The 20,003-nt window shown below is 72.0% G+C and carries 19 protein-coding genes; 14 read left to right on the top strand and 5 right to left on the bottom strand.

Annotated features, from left to right (window positions below; all coding sequences use genetic code 11):
- The first annotated feature begins 32 nt into the window (after positions 1 to 32).
- From ACY1JX_RS08520 to cobU, 8 genes are all read left to right on the top strand, one after another.
- Positions 33 to 1,556, top strand: a complete 1,524-nt coding sequence (locus tag ACY1JX_RS08520) for a sugar ABC transporter ATP-binding protein (RefSeq protein WP_462565841.1) — start codon at positions 33 to 35, stop codon at positions 1,554 to 1,556.
- Positions 1,553 to 2,548 carry an ABC transporter permease gene (locus tag ACY1JX_RS08515; RefSeq protein ID WP_462565840.1) on the top strand — a complete coding sequence of 332 codons (996 nt, stop codon included), beginning with the start codon at positions 1,553 to 1,555 and terminating at the stop codon, positions 2,546 to 2,548. Before ACY1JX_RS08520 ends, ACY1JX_RS08515 begins: the two co-directional genes overlap by 4 nt.
- A complete protein-coding gene (locus ACY1JX_RS08510; protein WP_462565839.1) occupies positions 2,545 to 3,621 on the top strand; it encodes an ABC transporter permease in 1,077 nt (358 codons plus the stop codon). Before ACY1JX_RS08515 ends, ACY1JX_RS08510 begins: the two co-directional genes overlap by 4 nt.
- 11 nt (positions 3,622 to 3,632) lie before the next feature.
- Complete coding sequence (locus tag ACY1JX_RS08505; protein WP_462565838.1) at positions 3,633 to 4,805, top strand: substrate-binding domain-containing protein; 1,173 nt, start codon at positions 3,633 to 3,635, stop codon at positions 4,803 to 4,805.
- Between the two features lie 70 nt (positions 4,806 to 4,875).
- A complete protein-coding gene (locus tag ACY1JX_RS08500) occupies positions 4,876 to 5,742 on the top strand; it encodes a sugar phosphate isomerase/epimerase family protein (protein ID WP_462565837.1) in 867 nt (288 codons plus the stop codon).
- The gene (locus tag ACY1JX_RS08495; RefSeq protein WP_462565836.1) at positions 5,739 to 6,860 is read left to right on the top strand and encodes a Gfo/Idh/MocA family protein; all 1,122 of its coding nucleotides are present in this window, start codon (positions 5,739 to 5,741) and stop codon (positions 6,858 to 6,860) included. Before ACY1JX_RS08500 ends, ACY1JX_RS08495 begins: the two co-directional genes overlap by 4 nt.
- Before the next feature lie 19 nt (positions 6,861 to 6,879).
- Positions 6,880 to 7,881 carry a sugar phosphate isomerase/epimerase family protein gene (locus tag ACY1JX_RS08490; protein WP_181754164.1) on the top strand — a complete coding sequence of 334 codons (1,002 nt, stop codon included), beginning with the start codon at positions 6,880 to 6,882 and terminating at the stop codon, positions 7,879 to 7,881.
- A 34-nt stretch (positions 7,882 to 7,915) separates the two neighbouring features.
- Positions 7,916 to 8,446 (top strand): bifunctional adenosylcobinamide kinase/adenosylcobinamide-phosphate guanylyltransferase, encoded by a 531-nt coding sequence (cobU, locus tag ACY1JX_RS08485; RefSeq protein ID WP_181754166.1) that lies wholly within the window; start codon positions 7,916 to 7,918, stop codon positions 8,444 to 8,446.
- 14 nt (positions 8,447 to 8,460) lie between these two features.
- Here cobU and ACY1JX_RS08480 read toward each other — a convergent pair whose 3' ends face one another.
- From ACY1JX_RS08480 to ACY1JX_RS08465, 4 genes are read right to left on the bottom strand one after another with little or no spacing between them, the layout of a single operon-like run.
- Positions 8,461 to 9,063, bottom strand: coding sequence for a DNA-3-methyladenine glycosylase I (locus tag ACY1JX_RS08480; RefSeq protein ID WP_462565835.1), 603 nt, complete (start codon positions 9,061 to 9,063; stop codon positions 8,461 to 8,463).
- The gene (locus ACY1JX_RS08475; RefSeq protein WP_462565834.1) at positions 9,060 to 9,839 is read right to left on the bottom strand and encodes an adenosylcobinamide-GDP ribazoletransferase; all 780 of its coding nucleotides are present in this window, start codon (positions 9,837 to 9,839) and stop codon (positions 9,060 to 9,062) included. Before ACY1JX_RS08475 ends, ACY1JX_RS08480 begins: the two co-directional genes overlap by 4 nt.
- The gene (cobT, locus tag ACY1JX_RS08470) at positions 9,836 to 10,855 is read right to left on the bottom strand and encodes a nicotinate-nucleotide--dimethylbenzimidazole phosphoribosyltransferase (RefSeq protein ID WP_462565833.1); all 1,020 of its coding nucleotides are present in this window, start codon (positions 10,853 to 10,855) and stop codon (positions 9,836 to 9,838) included. Before cobT ends, ACY1JX_RS08475 begins: the two co-directional genes overlap by 4 nt.
- Positions 10,812 to 11,636, bottom strand: coding sequence for an SCO6745 family protein (locus tag ACY1JX_RS08465; RefSeq protein WP_462565832.1), 825 nt, complete (start codon positions 11,634 to 11,636; stop codon positions 10,812 to 10,814). Before ACY1JX_RS08465 ends, cobT begins: the two co-directional genes overlap by 44 nt.
- A gap of 94 nt (positions 11,637 to 11,730) precedes the next feature.
- Here ACY1JX_RS08465 and ACY1JX_RS08460 point away from each other — a divergent pair, with 94 nt between their 5' ends.
- Positions 11,731 to 12,345 (top strand): TetR/AcrR family transcriptional regulator, encoded by a 615-nt coding sequence (locus tag ACY1JX_RS08460; protein ID WP_231948696.1) that lies wholly within the window; start codon positions 11,731 to 11,733, stop codon positions 12,343 to 12,345.
- On the opposite strand, the gene ACY1JX_RS08455 is transcribed toward ACY1JX_RS08460, so the two are convergent.
- Entirely contained in the window at positions 12,339 to 12,833 is a 495-nt protein-coding gene (locus ACY1JX_RS08455) for an inorganic diphosphatase (RefSeq protein WP_462565831.1), read from the bottom strand. The genes ACY1JX_RS08460 and ACY1JX_RS08455 overlap by 7 nt on opposite strands.
- A 94-nt stretch (positions 12,834 to 12,927) precedes the next feature.
- Here ACY1JX_RS08455 and dacB point away from each other — a divergent pair, with 94 nt between their 5' ends.
- The 5 genes from dacB to hpt all read left to right on the top strand — a co-directional run bounded on the left by dacB (position 12,928) and on the right by hpt (position 20,001).
- On the top strand, positions 12,928 to 14,265 hold the full coding sequence (gene dacB, locus ACY1JX_RS08450; protein ID WP_462565830.1) for a D-alanyl-D-alanine carboxypeptidase/D-alanyl-D-alanine endopeptidase: 1,338 nt from the start codon (positions 12,928 to 12,930) through the stop codon (positions 14,263 to 14,265).
- Positions 14,266 to 14,480: 215 nt separating this feature from the next.
- The gene (locus ACY1JX_RS08445; protein WP_462565829.1) at positions 14,481 to 17,012 is read left to right on the top strand and encodes a DEAD/DEAH box helicase; all 2,532 of its coding nucleotides are present in this window, start codon (positions 14,481 to 14,483) and stop codon (positions 17,010 to 17,012) included.
- Between the two features lie 123 nt (positions 17,013 to 17,135).
- The gene (locus ACY1JX_RS08440; protein WP_181754182.1) at positions 17,136 to 18,176 is read left to right on the top strand and encodes a zinc-dependent metalloprotease; all 1,041 of its coding nucleotides are present in this window, start codon (positions 17,136 to 17,138) and stop codon (positions 18,174 to 18,176) included.
- A gap of 235 nt (positions 18,177 to 18,411) precedes the next feature.
- Entirely contained in the window at positions 18,412 to 19,353 is a 942-nt protein-coding gene (gene tilS / locus ACY1JX_RS08435; protein ID WP_462565828.1) for a tRNA lysidine(34) synthetase TilS, read from the top strand.
- Between the two features lie 93 nt (positions 19,354 to 19,446).
- Positions 19,447 to 20,001, top strand: coding sequence for a hypoxanthine phosphoribosyltransferase (gene hpt, locus ACY1JX_RS08430; protein ID WP_286930255.1), 555 nt, complete (start codon positions 19,447 to 19,449; stop codon positions 19,999 to 20,001).
- Positions 20,002 to 20,003 lie beyond the last annotated feature (2 nt).

The raw sequence follows: 20,003 nt of genomic DNA, 5'->3' as shown, positions 1-20,003 counted from the left end.
ACAGAAGTGGAGATCTGTGTCACAGTGCTTGCGTGAACGAGGCTGACCCGAACGTGCGCGAGAACGCGCCGGTGCTGCGCGTCCGCGCCGTGACGAAGGCCTTCGTCGGCAACCAGGTCCTCCACGGTGTGGACCTCGATCTGGTCGCCGGACAGGTGCTCGGACTCGTGGGCGAGAACGGCGCCGGGAAGTCGACGCTGATGAAGATCCTCGCCGGCGTGCACCCGGCCGACTCCGGCTCCATCGAGCTCGACGGCGAGGCGGTGACCTTCAGCCACCCGGTCGAGGCCCAGCGCGCCGGACTCGCCACGGTCTTCCAGGAGTTCAACCTGCTGCCCGAGCGGACCATCGCCGAGAACATCCACCTCGGTCGCGAGCCCCGTGGACGCGGTGGCCTCGTCGACACGCGCCGCATGGAGCAGGAGACCACCGCGCTGCTGAGCGGGCTGGGCATCGAGGGCCTGCGCGCGTCGCGCCGGGTCCGCTCGCTCTCGGTCGCCGAGCAGCAGATCGTCGAGATCGCCAAGGCCGTCAGCTTCGACGCCCGCGTCATCCAGATGGACGAGCCGACCGCCGCGCTGGCCGACCACGAGGTCGAGCTGCTCTACGGGATCGTGCGCCGGCTGACCTCGCGCGGCGTCGCCATCGTCTACGTCTCCCACCGGCTGCGCGAGGTCCTCGACCTGTGCGACACGGTGACCGTGCTGAAGGATGGTCGCCAGGTCGACACGCGCCCCGCCTCCGAGCTGGACGAGGCCACCCTGGTGCGCCTCATGGTGGGACGCCCGATGGACTCGTTCATCCCCGACCCGACGCCCGGCACCACGGTGGGCGAGCCGCGCCTCCAGCTGCGCGGCGCCGGCAACGGCTACGTCGACGACATCGACCTGACGCTGCACGCCGGCGAGATCGTCGGCATCGCGGGCCTGCAGGGCTCCGGCCGCACCGAGCTACTCGAGGGGATCTTCGGGATCGAGCCCTTCACCCGCGGCGAGGTCACCGTCGACGGTGCTGCCACGCCGATCGGCTCCCCGCGCCGCGCCATCCGCTCCGGCCTGGCGCTCGTGACCGAGGACCGCAAGGCCACCGGCCTGGCCCTGCAGCAGTCCCTGCTCGACAACGCGCTCGGCGTGGTTCGCGCCGTCTTCCCGCGCCGCACCGACGCCGCTCGGCGCGAGGTGCCCGGCCTGTTCGGCTCGCTGTCGGTCTCGGCCCGCTCGTTGAGCCAGGAGGCCCAGTTCCTGTCCGGCGGCAACCAGCAGAAGGTCGTCCTGGCGCGCTGGCTGGTCACCGACCCGAAGATCGTGCTGCTCGACGAGCCCACGCGCGGTATCGACGTCGGCGCGAAGCACGCCATCTACGAGGTGATGCGCGAGCTGGCCGCCCGCGGGATCGCCGTGCTCATGGTGTCCAGCGAGCTGCCCGAGGTGATCGGGATGTCCGACCGCGTCCTCGTGATGCGCGACGGCCGGCTCGCCGGCGAGTTGCCCGGCGGGTCCGACGAGGAGACGATCCTGTCGCTCGCCGCCGGACTGGACGAGGAGATCGCCTCATGAGGGCACGTCTCGCGGGCCTGGACTCGACGATGATCGTGTTCGTCGTGCTGGCGGTCTCGATCGTCGCCGGCTCGATCATCACGGCACTCGAGGGCCGCAACTTCTTCAGCGTCGGCAACATCGACAACGTCCTGACCACCATGACGATCCTGGGCCTGATCGCGATCGGCCAGACCCTCGTGATCCTCGTGGGGTCGCTGGACCTCTCCGTGCCCTTCATGGTCAGCCTCGCCAGCGTGCTGGCCGGCGGGATCATGGCCGACCGCTCCGCGAACATCGCCCTCGGCGTCGCCGTGGCGCTGGGCGTCGCGGTGCTCTTCGGCCTGCTGAACGGCCTGATCGTCAGCATGCTCCACGTCCACGGCTTCATCGCCACGCTCGGCACCGGCCTGATCGTCTCGGGCTTCCTCGGGTCGAACTACCAGGGCAGCTCGGGCACGGCGCCGTACGCCTTCCGGCTGCTCGACGCGACGCGGATCGGCCCCGTGCCGGTGGCCACGCTCATCATGCTCGCGTGTGCCGGGCTGGCCGTGCTGATGCTGCGTCGCACGCGCCTCGGCCACCACATCTACGCCGTCGGCGGCAACGCCGAGGTGGCCCGCATGTCGGGCGTCCGGACGCAGGTGCCGATCGTCGCGGCGCACGTCATCTGCTCCGTGACGGCAGCCCTCGCCGGACTGCTGCTGCTCGCGCGCCTCGGCGTCGGCCAGCCGACGGTCGGCTCGCAGGCCGGCTACGACCTGATGTCCATCGCGGCGGTCGTGCTCGGCGGCACCCTGCTGTCGGGCGGCAAGGGCAGCATCGTCGGCACGATCGCGGGCGTCGGCATCTTCGCCGTCCTCGACAACGTCATGGGCGTCATGGAGCTGAACCCGTTCCTGAAGGACGTCGTGCGCGGCATCGTCATCGTCGTCGCGGTCGCCGTCTACGCGCGCCGCGAGATCGACCGGCGACCCGAGCGCTTCGGCGCGACGAAGGAGGTCGTCTCATGAGCATGAGCGTGCGCGCGCTGCCCCTCCACGAGGGCACCCCCGGCCGACGGTTCCTGGGCGTCCTGGCCACCCCCGGCGGCGCCGTCTTCCTCCTCGTCATCGCGCTGCTCCTCGCGATCATCGTGTCCAACCCGAGCTTCGCCGAGGGCAACTCGCTGATCCGGTTCGCGGGTCGCACGGCGCCGATCGCGATCGCCGCGATGGGCCAGTACTTCGTCATCGTCAGCGGCGAGTTCGACCTCTCCATGGGCGCGGTGATCGCCGCCCAGGTCGTCCTGGCCGGCAACGTCATCGGTCAGGACGAGTCGCGCATCCTGCCGGGGCTGCTGCTGATGCTGGCCGTCGGCGCCGGGATCGGGCTGCTCAACGGGCTGGCCACCACGCTGCTCAAGGTGCCGAGCTTCATCGTCACGCTCGGCATGATGCTGTCGCTGACGGGTGTCGTGCGATACGTCACCGGCGGCGCCGCGACCGGCAACCCCTCCGACCGCTTCCGCGAGATCGGCCGCGGCGGCATCGAGAACGTGCCGGTCGTCGGGATGATCCCGTACCCGCTGCTGGTGCTCATCGCCGTCGGGATCTTCGCCGTGTGGCTCATGCGCCGTCCGTTCGGTCGCACCCTGATCGCCGCCGGCGACAACCCCGAGTCCGCACGCTTCTCCGGCACGCCGCTGTGGTGGACCAAGACGCGGGCCTTCATGATCTCGTCCCTGTCCGCGACGGTCGCCGGCATCCTGCTGGTCGGCTACGCCGGCGTTCACCCCTCGGTCGGCGGCGGCTACGAGTTCGCCGCCATCACGGCGGTCGTGCTCGGCGGCGTCGTGCTCGGCGGCGGACGCGGCTGGGTCCTCTCGGCCGCGGCGGGCGCCTTCGCGCTCGAGCTGCTCTTCGTGCTGCTGACCAGCCTAGGCATCGCGTCGACGTGGCGCGACACCGTGCAGGGCCTCATCATCATCGCCGCCGTCGCCCTTGCGGGCCGGGCCTGGCAGGGCGCAGGGCGCCGCCGCGGCCCCACGACTTCTCCACCCCCATCACCCCAGCCCGCCACGGGCGCAACGACAGGAGAGAACTGATGCGCGCATCCATGAGAGGGGTACTGGTGTCGGCCGCGGCCGTCCTGGTACTGGCCGGCTGCAGCACGGACGACGTGCCCGACTCCGGCGACGACGACTCGGGATCCAAGGACACCGAGTGGTTCGTCCAGGCTGACTTCGACCGTCAGGACGAACAGCGCAGCGCCACCTTCGAGGGCGATCCCGCCACGCCGTGGATGCAGTACATCGCCGGCGACATGACCGACACCGCGAAGTTCAAGACCGAGGGCGCCAAGAAGGTCTGCTTCGCGAACGCCTCGATCAGCAACCCGTGGCGCCAGACCGGCTGGATCACGATGCAGCAGCAGCTGAAGGTGATGCAGGACGAGGGCGTCGTCTCGGAGATGGAGACCCGCGACGCTCAGGACTCCGACGACACGCAGATCGCCGACATCGACTACTTCATCAAGGAGGGCAACTGCGACGCCTTCATCATCTCGCCGAACTCCACGGCCGCGATGACCCCGGCCGTCGAGCGCGCCTGTGAGACCGGCAAGCCGGTCGTCGTGTTCGACCGCGGCGTCGACACCGACTGCGCCACCACGTTCATCCACCCGATCGGTGGCTACGCGTGGGGCATCGACACGGCCGAGTTCCTCGTGGACAACCTCGAGAAGGGCGACAAGGTCATCGCGCTGCGCATCCTGCCCGGCGTCGACGTCCTGGAGACCCGCTGGGCCGCGGCCGAGAAGATCTTCGAGGAGAACGACATCGACGCGGAGGACCAGTTCACCGACGCCGATCCCACCAAGATCAAGCAGATCATCACCGACGCGATCAACCAGGACGACATCAAGGGCGTCTGGATGGACGCCGGTGACGGTGCCGTCGCGGCCATCGAGGCCTTCGAGGACGCGGGCAAGGACTACCCGGTCATGACCGGTGAGGACGAGATGAGCTTCCTGCGCAAGTGGGAGGACACCGGGCTGACCGGCCTGGCGCCCGTGTACTCCAACTTCCAGTGGCGCACCCCGCTGCTGGCCCTGCAGAAGATCTTCGCGGGCGAGGAGGTGCCGGCCGAGTGGGTCCTGCCCCAGTCGCCGATCACCGAGGACGACCGCGCGGACTACCTGAAGGCGAACGACGGGATGCCGGACGGGCACTACGCCAAGTTCGGCGGCGAGGACCTCCCGGGCTTCCCGAAGGCCTGGCAGGACCGCTGATCGCGAACCGGGTGGCGGCGACTCGGCGCCGCCACCCGGGACCCACCCGTCCCTCTCGACAGGAGAAGTCGTGCGCAGCATCGGCATCAACACGTGGGTCTGGCAGTCGCCGCTCACCGACGCCACGGTCGAGGCTCGCCTGGAGCACGTCGCCGCCCTCGGCTTCGACGCGGTCGAGCTGCCGCTGGAGAACCTCGGCGACCTGACGGTGGACGTCGTCGGTCCGGCGCTCGAGCGCACCGGGCTGGCCCCTTCGGTCGTCGGCGCGATGGCGCCGGGACGCGACCTCGTCGGGGCCGATGACGCGGCCGTCGCGGCGACGCAGGACTACCTGCGCGGGTGCATCGACCTCGCCGCCGGCATCGGCGCCGAGGCGGTCTGCGGCCCCTTCTACGCGGCGACCGGCCGCACGTGGCGCCTGTCGCCCGACGAGCGCCGCGAGGCCTACGGGCAGTGGCGCGAGAGTCTCGCGCCGGTCGTGGAGCACGCGGCGTCCCGCGGCGTGCGGATCGGCATCGAGCCGCTGAACCGCTACGAGACGTCGCTCGTCAACACGGTCGACCAGGCGCTCGAGGGCCTCGACGGACTCCTCGGGGCGTCGCTCGGCCTCGCGCTGGACACCTATCACCTGAACATCGAGGAGCGGTCCAGCGCGGGCGCGATCCGTGCGGCGGGCGAGCACCTCGTGCACATCCAGGTCTGCGGCAGCGACCGCGGTGCGCCCGGGGGCGACCAGACCGACTGGGACGCCCTGATCGGCGCCCTCGACGAGGTCGGGCACACCGGCCCCCTCGTCATCGAGAGCTTCACGGCCGAGAACGCCTCGATCGCCACGGCGGCGTCGATCTGGCGGCCCCTCGCGCCGACGCAGGACGACCTGGCGCGCGACGGACTGGCGTTCCTGCGCGAGCTGAACCGAACGGGGGAGTCACGATGACGCGCGAGCTCGGGGTGGCCGTCATCGGCTACTCGTTCATGGGCAAGGCCCACTCCAACGCCTGGCGCAACGTCGGGGCGTTCCACCCGCACCTGCCGCCGGTCGCCCAGCAGGTCCTGGTCGGCCGCGATCCCTCGGCCGTCCGCTCGGCAGCCCACCAGTTCGGCTGGCGCGAGTCAGCCACCGACTGGCGCGACGTCGTCACCCGCGACGACGTGGACATCGTCGACATCTGCACCCCCGGGCACCTGCACCACGAGATCGCGCTGGCTGCCCTGCGCGCCGGCAAGCACGTCATCGTGGAGAAGCCGCTGACCAACACGCTCGAGGAGTCCGCGGAGCTCGTCGTCGCCGCCGAGCAGGCCCGCGCGCGCGGGGTCCGCTCGATGGTGGGGTTCAACTACCGGTGCGTGCCCGCGCTCGCCCTGGCGCGCTCGGTGATCGCCGAGGGCCGGATCGGCGAGGTCCGTCAGGTGCGGGCGTCCTACCTGCAGGACTGGCTCGTCGATCCCGAGGCCCCGATGACCTGGCGGCTGCGCAAGGAGGAGGCCGGGTCCGGGGTGCTGGGCGACCTCGGCTCGCACGTGGTCGACCAGGTGCGCTTCCTGCTGGACGACGAGGTCTCGAGCGTCGCGGGCCGGCTGGAGACGTTCGTCGGGTCCCGGCCCGGGCCCTCCGGTCCCGAGCCGGTGACGGTCGACGACGCCGCGTGGGCACTGCTGGGCACGTCGCGCGGAGCGATGGTCAGCCTCGAGGTCAGCCGGATGGCCGCCGGGCGCAAGAACGCCCTGCAGATCGAGGTGTACGGGTCCCGCGGCTCGGTCGCCTTCGACCTCGAGCGCCTCAACGAGCTGTGGATCGACACCGGCGAGGGACGCACCCGGGTGCTCGTCACCGAGCCCGACCACCCCCACCTCGAGCCGTGGTGGCCACCCGGTCACGTGCTGGGCTGGGACCACACGTTCACGACCCAGGCCGCCGGCTTCCTCGCCGCGATCGCGGACGGCACCGACCCCACGCCGTCGTTCGAGGACGGTCTGGCGGTGCAGCGGGTGCTCGACGCGATCGAGCGCAGTGCCGTCGCCGGACGCGACACGGTCGCACCCGCGAGATCCTGATCATCGAAGGAGGGACACCATGGGCAAGCGCTTCACGCTCTTCACGGGCCAGTGGGCCGACCTGACGCTCGAGGAGGTCGCCGAGCTGGCGGCCGGCTGGGGCTACGACGGCCTCGAGATCGCCGTGTCCGGCGAGCACCTCGACGCCTGGCGCTGGGACGACGACGACTACGTCGAGGGACGGCTGGAGATCCTGCGCCGGCACGGCCTCGGCTGCTGGGCGATCTCGAACCACCTCAAGGGCCAAGCCGTGTGCGACGACCCGATCGACGACCGCCACCGGTCCATCGTCGGGCCGCGGGTGTGGGGCGACGGGGAGCCCGAGGGCGTGCGCCGCCGCGCCGCCGAGGAGATGCAGCACACCGCGCGCCTCGCTCAGCGGATGGGCATCGACGTCGTGGTGGGCTTCACCGGCTCGTCGATCTGGCAGTACGTGGCGATGTTCCCGCCCGTTCCCGCCGAGCGCATCGAGGCCGGCTACCAGGACTTCGCCGACCGCTGGCACCCGATCCTCGACGTCTTCGATGAGTGCGGCGTCCGGTTCGCGCACGAGGTGCACCCCTCCGAGATCGCCTACGACCACTGGTCGACCGTGCGCACGCTCGAGGCGATCGGCCACCGCGAGGCGTTCGGCATCAACTGGGACCCCAGCCACATGCTGTGGCAGGGCCTCGACCCGGTCGCGTTCATCAGCGACTTCGCCGACCGGATCTACCACGTGGACTGCAAGGACACCCGCATGCGGATGGGCGGCGGCCGCAACGGCATCCTCTCGTCGCACCTGCCGTGGGGCGACCAGCGTCGCGGCTGGGACTTCGTCTCCACCGGTCGCGGTGACGTGCCCTGGGAGGACGCGTTCCGTGCGCTCGCGCGCATCGGCTACGACGGGCCGATCTCCGTGGAGTGGGAGGACGCCGGGATGGATCGGCTCCGGGGCGCGCCCGAGGCTCTCGAGTTCCTCAAGCGCTTCGACTTCGACCTGCCCACCGCCTCCTTCGACTCCGTGTTCGACCAAGGCTGACCGCCGCGGCTCGCGGCGGGACTAGGCTTCGAGCGTGAGGACCCTCATCACCGGAGGCGTGCGGTCGGGCAAGTCGTTCCATGCCGAGTCGATGCTCGTCGCGGCCACCGACGTCACGTACATCGCTCCCGGGCCGGCCCCCGATCCCGAGTTCGACCCCGACTGGGCGGCGCGCGTCGAGGCCCATCGCGGTCGGCGCCCCGAGCACTGGAAGACGGTCGAGACCGCCGACCTGGAGCGCGCCATCGCGATGGCCGACGGGACGGTGATCGTGGACTGCCTCGGCACGTGGGTCACCGCCCTCATCAGCGAGCTCGACGGCTGGGACCAGACGCTCGACGACTGGGAGCCCGAGTTCTGGCTCCGGGTCGAGCGCGCCGTCCAGGCCATGACGGCCCACGCCGAGGACGTCGTCGTGGTGACCAACGAGGTCGGCTGGGGAGTCGTGCCCGAGCACCGCTCCGGGCGGCTGTTCCGCGACCTGCTCGGCAAGGTCAACCAGCGCTTCGCGATGGACTGCGACGAGGTCCTGCTCGTCGTCTCGGGCCGCGTCCTGCGGCTCTGAGCCGTTCGCGGTGCTCAGGCGGGCGGCGTGAACCCCGCGCGGGCGTCGGCGGCGCGGGCGCGGACCACGCAGTCGTGCGCGTGGTCGTTGACCAGGCCCATCGCCTGCATGAACGAGAACACCGTGGTCGGGCCGACGAACTTCCAGCCGCGCCGCTTGAGGTCCTTCGACAGGGCGATCGCGGTGGGCGAGGTGGTCAGCGACTGGGGCTCCGGGATCTCGGCGGGATCGGGCTCGTGACGCCACACGAACGCCGCGAGCGAGCCCTCCGACTCGATCAGCTCCAGCGCGCGGCCGGCGTTGTTGATCGCCGCCTCGATCTTGCCTCGGTGCCGCACGATGCCCGCGTCGGCGAGCATGCGGAGCACGTCGGACTCGTCGAACGCGGCGACGGTCTCGAGCTCGAATCCCGCGAACGCCGCGCGGAAGTTCTCGCGCTTGTCCAGGATCGTGCGCCACGAGAGGCCCGACTGGAAGCCCTCGAGGCAGAACTTCTCGAACAGCCGCACGTCGTCGGAGACCGGGAAGCCCCACTCGCCGTCGTGGTACTCCACGAAGCCGGGGGCGCCGCCGGCCCAGTCGCAGCGCGGCTCGCCGTCGGGGCCGAGGAACGTCATGGGATCACCGCCGAGAAGCCGATCAGGAGGACAGCGAGGGCGACCTCGACCGAGGCGCCCACCGCATCGCCGATGATGCCACCGAGGCGGCGCACGACGTGGGCGATCAGGGCGACGACCACCACCAGTGCCACGGCCACCGCGACCACGCCCTGCAGCACGGGGGCCGAGGTCGCCGCCGTCAGCGCCGCGCCGACCGCGGCTGCCGCCAGCCACACGACGGCCAGAGCGATGGGCCCGATGCTGCCGGCGAACGTGGCGCCCATGCCGTCGCGACGTGCCGCGGGGACGCCGCGCCGCAGACCCACGGTGGCCGCGGCGCGCGCGAGGCACCACAGCCCCCCGAGGGCCACGGGGCCCCACGACCAGCATGTCGCCAGGGTCCCCGCCGCCGCGGCCTGCACCAGCAGGACGAGCACAAGGGTGGCCGCGCCGGCGGGCCCCACGTCACCCGTCCGCGCGACGGTGAGCGCCCGGTCGCGGTCGTAGGAGGAGGCGAGCGCGTCGGCGGTGTCCGCCAGCCCGTCGAGGTGGAACCCGCGGGTCGCCCACGCGCCGAGGCCGATCGCGAGCGCGCCGACGACAACTGAGGACAGCCCGAGCTCCCGCCCGCCCCAGGCGACCAGGGCCACCAGCACACCGACCGGGATGACAGCCAGCGGCGCGATCGCGACGGCGACGCCGGCGGTGGCGCGGTCCACCCGTCGCGGAGCCGGCACCGGAACGGCGCTGAACGTCCCGACGGACAGGCGGACCGCGTCCCCGAATCGGCTCACAGGAGCTCGTCGAGCCGCGCCATCTCCGACAGCAGCAGGGCCGCGGACCGCACGAGCGGCACGGCGGCGACCGCGCCCGAGCCCTCGCCGAGGCGCATGCCGAGGTCGAGCAGCGGCTCGAGCCCGAGGTCCTTCAGGGCGTGCCACTGCGCGCCCTCGGTGGAGCGGTGGCCGGCGGCGAGCCATGGGGCGACGCCGGGCGTGAGGCGCTCGGCGACGAGTGCGGCGGCCGTGGCGATCGCCCCGTCGAGCAGGACCGGGACGCCCGCCTGCGCGGCGGCGCTGATGAACCCGGCCTGGGCGGCGATGTCGGGGCTGCCGAGCGCGCTCAGCAGGTCGATCGGGTCGGAGGTGCGGTCCTGCGCGCGACGCAGGGCCGTGTCGATGACGTCGGTCTTGACCCGCAGCGCCGCGTCGTCGATGCCGGTGCCGCGCCCGACGACGTCGACGGCCGGGAGACCGAGGACCGCGGCCGTGAGGACCGCCGCCGTGGTGGTGTCGCCGATGCCCATGTCGCCGCCGATCAGCAGGTCGGCGCCGGCCGCGATCTCCTCGGCGGCGATCGCCGCGCCCGCGTCGACGGCGCGCTGCGCCTCGTCTGCGGTCATCGCGTCCGTCAGGTGCAGCGGCTCGGTGCCCCGGCGGATCTTGTACGCGCTGATCGAGGGGTCGAGGTCGGGGAAGTCGCCGTCGACGCCGAGGTCCTGGACCCGCAGGTGCACGTCGTGCTGGCGGGCCAGGACGGCCACGCCCGCGACGCCGGAGACGAAGGCCCGCACCATGGCGCCGGTGACGGCCGACGGATAGGCCGAGACGCCGTGCGCCGCGACACCGTGGTCGCCCGCGAAGACGACGGCTCGCACGTTGGAGGGAGCTGCCGGGGTGGCCTCGCCGCGGACCGACGACCACCACACCGCCAGCTCGCCGAGGCGCCCGAGGGCCCCGCCGGGAATCGCCAGTGCGGCGAGGCGGTCACGAGCTGCGGAGAGAGCGTCCTGCGAGGGCGGGGTGATCATCTGCCCATTGTCCCGCGAGATCGACGAGCTCGGCCTCGAGGGTCACCATGCGGGAAGCGGCCTCGCGGTCGAGGCCAGCGGCCACGACGCGGTCGGTGGCGTCCTCCAGTTGGGCGCGTGCGGCCCGGCCGGTCTCCGTGGCGGTGCCGTCGGGCTCGAGCCAGCCGCGCGTCACGAGTCCGGCGATCGCCTCGGCCCACTCATCCTCGGTCCAGCCGCGCATCGTGCGCTGGTCGGAGAACCAGGACCAGCCGGTGCCGACGGCCAGGGCGTTGGCCGCCGCGCCGCCGAGCCCGGCAGCCGTGAGGACGGCGAGGTGGCAGTCGCCCCGGTACTCGCGCAGGGCGGTGACGGACTGCCAGAAGTCGACGACGGGATCGTCCGAGGCGGGCAGGTCGGCGTGGGCGGCGGCCAGCGGCTTGCCGGCCCAGTCGACGCCCTGCAGCACGGATCGGACCCGCGGCGCGAGGGCCGCCGCGCCCTCGGCGACGCCCTCGAGGAGGTCGCGAGCCAGGGCGTACCGCTGCTCGAGCACGCGGTCGCGGTCGGCCATCCGCCACGCGTCGGGCAGCGCGCGCTCCACGAGGCGCGGGGCGAAGCCGTGGAACGTGGCGACGACGAGCCGGGGGCCGGGCGTCCCGAGCGCGGCGGCCCGGCTGGCGAAGTACCCCATCCAGTAGCCCTTGAGGCCGACCGACTCGTACCTGGCCTTCGAGTCGGGGGCGAAGTAGACGCCGCCGTGCAGGTTCTCGATCGCCGACCAGAGGGCTCGTGAGGTCATGGGCCGACCCTAGCGGCGTCCAAATGGGGGATTGCCGGACGACAGTCTCCCGGATTCAGATACCATCGGTATGCGAAGCCGGAAGGAGCCCGCCGTGACGCAGACCAGAGTGAGCCGTGCCGAGCGTCAGCAGCAGACGCGTGACCGCCTCGTCGAGGTGGCCACCCAGATGTTCCTGGACGTCGGGTACTCCGGCACGTCGCTGGACAAGGTGGCGGTCGAGGCCGGCTTCTCCAAGGGCGCGGTGTACTCGAACTTCGCCGGCAAGGAAGAGCTCTGCATGGCGGCGCTCGACACGATCCACGCCGAGAAGATCCGCCTCGTGCACGAGATGTTCACCGAGGACACGTCGATCGAGACGCGCCTGAAGAGCTTCGTCGAGTGGTCGCGGTCCGGCCTGGGCGAGCCCCGCTGGACGGCGCTCGAGGTGGAGTTCGCCGCCGTCGCGCGGCACAACCCCTGGGTGGCGTCGGAGCTGGTGAAGCGTCACCGCGAGGTGCGCCGCCTGATCGCGCAGCTGATCTCGGCCACGGTCGAGGACGCGGGGCTCGAGACCACGGTCCCGGTCGAGCACGTGGCCACGGCCCTGCTCGCGGTGGGCGCCGGACTCGGCGGCCTGCGCGCGCTCGACCCGAAGATCGACATGGACGTGTTCGGCGACGTGCTCGCCGGTCTCGTCAGGCCCCGGAGGGACCCCGCGGCTCAGTAGCCGCCGTTGGCCTTGAAGCGCTCGAAGCTGGCCTGGATCTCGGCCTCGGCCTCGGCGCGGCCGACCCACTCGGAGTCTTCCTCGACCGACTTGCCGGGCTCGAGGTCCTTGTAGCTGGTGAAGAAGTGCTCGATCTCGCGCAGGTCGAAGTCGGACACGTCGCCGACGTCCTGCGTGTGGTCGTGGCGCGGGTCGCCCGCGGGCACGCAGAGGATCTTGTCGTCGCCGCCGGCCTCGTCGGTCATCTTGAACATGCCGATCGCGCGGCACTCGATGACGCAGCCGGGGAACGTCGGGAAGGGAAGGATGACGAGCGCGTCGAGCGGGTCACCGTCGTTGCCGAGGGTGTTGTCGATGAACCCGTAGTCCGCCGGGTACTGCATCGACGTGAAGAGGGTGCGGTCCAGCCGGATGCGGTGGGTCTTGTGGTCGAGCTCGTACTTGTTGCGCTCGCCCTTGGGGATTTCCACGGTGACGTCGAAAAACACGGTTCCTCCGGCTTGGTGTTGATGGCTGTCACATAGTCTGACGCACGTGAAGGCCCGTGGCTCCCGCAGGGGGGAGAGAGTGCATGCGGCCTGGATGCTGCCGTTGCTCGTGGTGGTGACGCTCGCGGCGATCGGCGCGCTGTACGTGCGGGGCGACCTCAACCCCATCCTGTGCGACGGCGCGTGCGGACCCGAGTACGTCACCGCCCCCACCGGCCTGGCGTCCGCGTCGCCCGCGTCCGACCGGGCCACCGGCGTCGGCTCCGCGCCCGTCGACGCCGCCGCGCTCGCGGCCGCGGTGAAGGATCCGATGGCGTCCGACGCGCTCGGCGGTCGCACCAGCCTCGTCGCCCTCGACGCCCGCGACGGCACCGTGCTGGCCGAGTCGGGCGACGGCACGCACATTCCCGCCTCCACGACGAAGCTGCTCACCGCCGTGGCGGCCCTCGACACCCTCGGTCCCGACGCCACCTTCACCACCTCGGTGGTGCGCGACGGCGACCGACTCGTGCTGGTCGGCGGCGGCGACCCCTACCTCACCGACACCCGCACGAAGGGTTCGCCGGTCGAGCGCGCCGACCTCGCCACGCTGGCCGCCGCCACGGCGACGAAGGTCGGTCAGGCGCGGGTCACGCTCGGCTACGACGTCTCCCTGTTCTCCGGGCCGTCGGTCAGCCCGGCCTGGGAGGAGGGCTACGTCGGCAGCGTGGTCGCGCCCGTCAGTCCGCTGTGGATCGACCGCGGGCGGGTCGGCGCCGCACGCTCCACCGAGCCGGCCGCGGACGCCGCCCGTCGCTTCGCCGAGCTGCTCCGGGCCAGGGGCGTCGACGTGGCAGGCGAGCCCGCCCGGGTGGAGGCGCCCGCCGGGGCCACGAAGGTCGCGCAGGCCCGCAGCGCCCGGCTGTCGCGGATCGTCGAGCGGTTCCTGGCCGACTCCGACAACGAGGTCGCCGAGGTCCTGCTGCGCCAGGCCGCGCTCGGGGGAGGGCAGCCTGGCTCTTTCGCCGGTGGTGCGAAGGTGGCCACCGAGGTCCTCGCCAGGTCGGGCGTCAGCACCGAGGGACTGGTGCTGAACGACGGCAGCGGGCTCTCGCGCAAGAACCGGATCTCCGCCACCACGCTCGCCGAGACGATGGTCCAGGCGTCGGCCCGGCCGCGCCTGTCCTCGACACTGAGCGGCCTGCCGGTGGGCGGCTTCAGCGGCACCCTCGAGAACCGCTACGACCGCAGCGACGCGCGCGGCGTCGTGCGCGCGAAGACCGGCACCCTCACCGGCGTGCACTCCTTGGCCGGCATCGTCACCCTCGACGGTGGCCGGCCCGTGGCCTTCGCGGTGATGGCCGACGACACCGAGCAGGTCAACCCCTTCGTCACCCAGGCCGCGCTCGACCGCGTCGCCGCGTCGATGGCCACCTGCGCCTGCGGGGCCTAGCGCGCCTCTGGTCTCGATACGCCGCTCGCTGCGCTCGCGTGCTACTCGACCACCGGGCTCCTCGACCACCGGGCTCCTCGACCACCGGGCTTCTCGACCACCGGGCTTCTCGACCACCGGGCTACGCGACCACCGGGCCGGTGATCGAGTGCCGGCGAGCGAAGCGAGACGGTGTATCGAGATCGGCCCTGCGAGGTGACCTCTAGGCTGCTCAGGTGGCCTCCTCCCGTCTCGTCGACCGGCTCCCCGCCGGCACCTCCGACGACGTCGACGCGGTGCACGAGGCCATCCTTGACTGGATCCAGGACCGCGGCCTGACGCCGTACCCCGCGCAGGACGAGGCGATCCTGGAGATGGTCGCCGGGTCCAACGTCGTGCTGGCCACGCCCACCGGCTCGGGCAAGAGCCTCGTCGCCACGGCGGCGATGGGGGCGGCGCTCGCGCGCGGTGAATGCAGTGTCTACACCGCGCCGATCAAGGCGCTCGTCAGCGAGAAGTTCTTCGACCTGTGCGAGGTCTTCGGCGCCGACAACGTCGGCATGGTCACCGGTGACGCCGCCGTGAACGCCGACGCGCCGATCATCGCCGCGACGGCCGAGATCCTGGCGAACATGGCGCTGCGCGAGGGCGCCGCGGCCGACATCGGCCTGGTCGTGATGGACGAGTTCCACTTCTACGCCGACCCCGACCGCGGCTGGGCCTGGCAGGTGCCGCTGATCGAGCTGCCGCGCGCCCAGTTCCTGCTCATGTCGGCCACGCTCGGCGACACGACGCGCCTCGAGTCCGATCTCGCCCGGCGCACGGGCCGCGAGACCGTGGCGGTCACGTCGGTCGAGCGTCCGGTGCCGCTCGTCAGCGAGTACGTCACCACGCCGGTGCACGAGACGCTGGAGCAGCTCGTCGAGACGCACCAGACGCCGGTCTACGTCGTGCACTTCTCGCAGGCGGCCGCGCTGGAGCGCGCGCAGGCCCTGACCAGCGCCAAGGTGGCCACCCGCGCCGAGCGCGACGCGATCGCCGACGCGCTGGGCGACTTCCGCTTCACCTCGGCCTTCGGCAAGACCCTCTCGCGCCTGATCCGCATGGGCATCGGCGTCCACCACGCCGGCATGCTGCCGCGGTACCGCCGCCTCGTCGAGACCCTCACGCAGCAGGGCCTGCTGAAGGTGGTGTGCGGCACCGACACGCTCGGCGTGGGCATCAACGTGCCGATCCGCACCGTGCTCTTCAGCGGCCTGTCGAAGTACGACGGCACCCGCCAGCGCCACCTCCAGGTGCGCGAGTTCCAGCAGATCGCCGGGCGCGCGGGTCGCGCCGGGTTCGACACCGTGGGCCACGTCGTCGTCGAGGCGCCCGAGCACGAGATCGAGAACGCCCGGCTCGTGCGCAAGGCCGGAGACGACCCGAAGAAGCTCAAGCGCATCCAGCGCAAGAAGCCGCCCGAGGGCTTCGTCTCCTGGGGGCACGGCACGTTCGAGCGACTCGTGAACGGCACGCCCGAGCCGCTGGTCTCGCGGATGAAGGTCAGTCACGCGATGGTGCTCGACGTCATCACCCGGCCCGGCGACGCGCGCGCGGCGCTGGAGCACCTGATCCGCGAGAGCGGCGAGACCGAGGAGTCGCAGGAGCGCCTGCTGGCCGAGGTCGAGAACATCGTCGAGGCGCTGCTGGCCGGTGAGGTCGTCGAGCGGATCGACCCGCCCGACGCCCAGGGCCGCACCCTGCGCCTCACCGTCGACCTGCAGGCGAACTTCGCGTTGAACCAGCCGCTGTCGCCGTTCGCGGTCGCGGCCTTCGACCTGCTGGACCGCGAGTCGCCCACCTACGCCCTCGACGTCGTGTCGGTCGTGGAGTCCACGCTCGACGACCCGCGGCCGATCATCAGCGCCCAGCGATTCCGGGCCCGCGGCGAGGCCGTCGCGGAGATGAAGATGGACGGCATCGAGTACGACGAGCGGATGGAGCTGCTCGAGGACGTCGAGCACCCCAAGCCGCTCGAGGACCTGCTGAACGCCGCCTACGAGATGTACCGCAACGGTCACCCGTGGGTGGCCGACCACGAGCTGCGGCCGAAGTCGGTCGTGCGCGAGATGTGGGAGCGGGCGATGACGTTCTCGGAGGTCATCGCCGAGTACCGCCTGGCCCGGTCCGAGGGGCTCGTCCTGCGCTACCTCTCCGACGTCTACAAGACGCTCGTCCGCACGGTGCCCACGGCGGTGCGCAACGACGAGCTGACCGACCTCACCGAGTGGCTGGGCGAGCTGGTGCGCCAGACCGACTCCAGCCTTCTGGACGAGTGGGAGCAGCTGATCGCGCCCGGCGAGGACCCGGCCGACGTGCGCCCCCAGGCCACCGGCGCCGAGACACCGCGCCCCCTCACCGCCAACGCCCGCGCCTTCCGCGTGCTGGTGCGCAACGCGATGTTCCGCCGGGTCGAGCTGGCCGCTTTCGGCCGGTGGGACGCGCTCGGCGAGCTCGACGCGGCCTCCGGCTGGGACGCGCTGGCGTGGCGCGAGGCGATCGCCGGCTACCGCGAGGAGTACAGCGAACTGGGCAGCGGCGCCCAGGCCCGCGGCCCGCAGCTGTTCATGGTGGAGGACGAGACGCGCCGCGTCTGGCAGGTCCGGCAGGTGTTCGACGACCCCGAGGGCGATCGCGACTGGGGCATCAGCGCCGAGGTCGACCTCGACGCCTCCGACGCCGAGGGCGAGCCGGTGGTCCGCGTCCTCGACATCGGTCCGCGCTGACCGCCGCCCCGGCCCGCGGCCCGCGACTTTTGTGACGTCATTCGGTGCGGATCGCCGACGCGGACCGAACGGCGTCACAGAAGTCGGCCGTGGGGTGAGGCCGGGCGACGTAGGTTGGACGCCATGATCGACTGGAAGGTCGCCAGCTCCACGGCCCGGCGGCTCATGAAGCCCGGGCCCGACCTCAGCGCGGCGGAGGTCGAGGAGGTCGTCGCCGAGCTGCGCGAGGCCTCGGCGATCGCCGAGGGGCCGGTCCGGGAGTTCACCGGCCTCGTTCCCGCCTACCCGACGCCCGTCCTGGTGGTCGACCGTCCGCGCTGGGCCGATGCCAATCTCGCCGCGTTCGAGGTCCTGATGACCCCGTTCAACGAGAAGCTCGCCGCCGAGGGCAAGCTGCCCACGGGCCTGCCCAAGGCCGTCGGCGGGCGCGTCACCGGCGTCGAGCTGGGCGCGATCGTGGCGTTCCTCGGTGGGAAGGTGCTGGGCCAGTTCGACCCGTTCGCCGAGGGCGGCCACGGACCCGGGCGCCTCCTGCTGGTCGCGCCGAACATCGTGCACGTCGAGCGCGAGCTCAACGTCGACCCCACCGACTTCCGGCGCTGGGTGTGCCTGCACGAGGAGACGCACCGCGCGCAGTTCACCGCGGTGCCGTGGATGCGCGGCCACATGCTGAGCCAGGTCGACCAGCTGATGGATGTCACCGACGTCGGCGGGGGAGCGGTGACCGACCTGCTCTCCGAAGCGCTGCCCGAGCTGGTGCGCATCGTCCGCGGCGACTCGGACAAGTCCCTGTCGGACCTGTTCCAGAACGAGCAGCAGCGCGAGGTGGTCGACCGGCTCACCGGACTGATGTCGCTGCTCGAGGGCCACGCGGACGTCGTGATGGACGACATCGGCCCCGAGATCGTGCCGAGCGTCGCCGAGATCCGTCGCAAGTTCACCAAGCGCCGGGCCTCCGGCTCGACGCTGTCGAAGGTGTTCCGCCGGCTGCTCGGCTACGAGGCCAAGATGCGCCAGTACAGCGAGGGCGCCACGTTCGTCCGCACCGTCACCGACCAGGTCGGCAAGGACGGCTTCGACGCCGTCTGGGCCGCCCCCGAGCACCTGCCCACGCGCGCCGAGATCGTCGACCCGAAGTCCTGGGTCGCCCGCGTCCACGGCTAAGGGGCGACGTGCCCGGCCGCCTGTCGACGTGGTCTCGATACGTCGCTCGCTGCGCTCGCGTACTACTCGACCACCGGCTGGGTGACCGAGGAGTGGGCTCGCGTCGCGTCGACCCCTGCGCTCCGCTCGGTGATCGAGGAACGAGCTCGCGTCACGTCGCTCGCTGCGCTCCGCTCGGTGATCGAGTAGCAGGGCGAGGAACGAGCCCGCGTATCGAGATCAGGGTGGCCCACGCGTGACCCGGCTCGACCCGCTCGTCGCGCGGGCGCGGAACCTCGTCGAGCCCCACCTGGCCCCCGGAGCGGTCGTCGCGGTCTCCGGCGGTGCCGACTCCCTGGCCCTGGCCGCGGTCGTCGCCTTCTTCGTGCGCCGCCGCGGCGTCGAGGCGCGTGCGGTGGTCGTCGACCACGGGCTCCAGCCCGGCTCGGCCGAGGTGGCCGCCCGGGCCGCCGAGCAGTGCGCGTCGCTCGGCCTGCCCGCCTCGGTCAGCGCCGTGGAGGTCGGAGACCTCGGCACCGGACCCGAGGACGCCGCGCGCGTCGCCCGCTACCGCGCGCTGCACCACGAGGCCGGCCGCGGCGGCCTGCTGCTCGCGCACACCCTCGACGACCAGGCCGAGACGGTCCTGCTGGGCCTGGCGCGCGGCTCGGGTCCCCGCGCGATCGACGGGATGCGTTCGGTGAGCGGCCGACTGCACCGGCCCTTCCTCACGCTGCGACGCTCCGAGACCGAGCGGATCTGCGCGCTGCACGACCTCGAGTGGTGGGAGGACCCGCACAACGACGACTCCTCCTACCGCCGTGTCCGCGTGCGGCGCGAGCTGCTGCCGCTGCTGGAGGACGTGCTCGGCGGGGGCGTGGCCGAGGCGCTGGGGCGCACCGCCGACCTGGTGCGCGCGGACGCAGACCTGCTGGATGCCATGGCCTCCACCGAGACGCCGGCGACGGGTGAGATCGACGACGTCGAGTCGTTCGGCGACCTGGACCGCGCCCTGCGCCTGCGGGTGTGGCGGCGCCTCGCCGTGGCCGCCGGCGCGGCGCCGGGCGAGCTGTCGCACGCCCACACCCTCGCGCTCGACGGGCTGCTGCAGGCCCGCGGCGGCACCCGGATCGAGCTGCCCGGTCATGTCGTCGCCGTCCGCGAGGGAGCCGGGGTCCGGTTCCGCGACGAACGATGAGGCATTCCGCCCCGCTGCGGCGCCCGAATGCCTCGTCGTGCGACCTCGCCACCGGCTGAGACCGATTCCGCCGCTTGTGGCACGCTGGGCGTCGTGGACACCTCGCACGTCGAAGCCGACCTCGACCTGACCCAGACGCTCTTCACCGAGGAGCAGATCAAGGCCCGGCTGGCCGAGATGGCCCGCCAGATCGAGGCCGACTACGAAGGCCGGGACGTGCTGCTCGTCGGCGTCCTCAAGGGCGCGGTCATGGTGATGGCCGACCTCTCCCGCGAGCTGAACCGCCACGTCGAGATCGACTGGATGGCCGTGTCGTCCTACGCCGGCACCAAGTCCTCCGGCGTCGTCCGCATCCTCAAGGACCTCGACACCGACCTCGACGGCCGTCACGTGCTGATCGTCGAGGACATCATCGACACCGGCCTGACCCTGTCGTGGCTGGTCGCCAACCTGAAGTCGCGCGGCCCGGCCTCGGTCGAGATCGCCACGCTGCTGCGCAAGCCCGAGGCCCTCGAGATGCCCGTCGACGTCAAGTACGTCGGCTTCGACATCCCCAACGCCTTCGTGATCGGCTACGGACTCGACTACGACGAGAAGTACCGGAATTTGCGCAGCATCGGCACACTGGCCAAGCACATGTACTCCTGAGT

Source organism: Aeromicrobium sp. JP4, assembly GCF_054957925.1.
The sequence above is the reverse complement of the archived record's forward strand: the minus strand, read 5'-3'. Positions and strand labels throughout refer to the sequence as shown.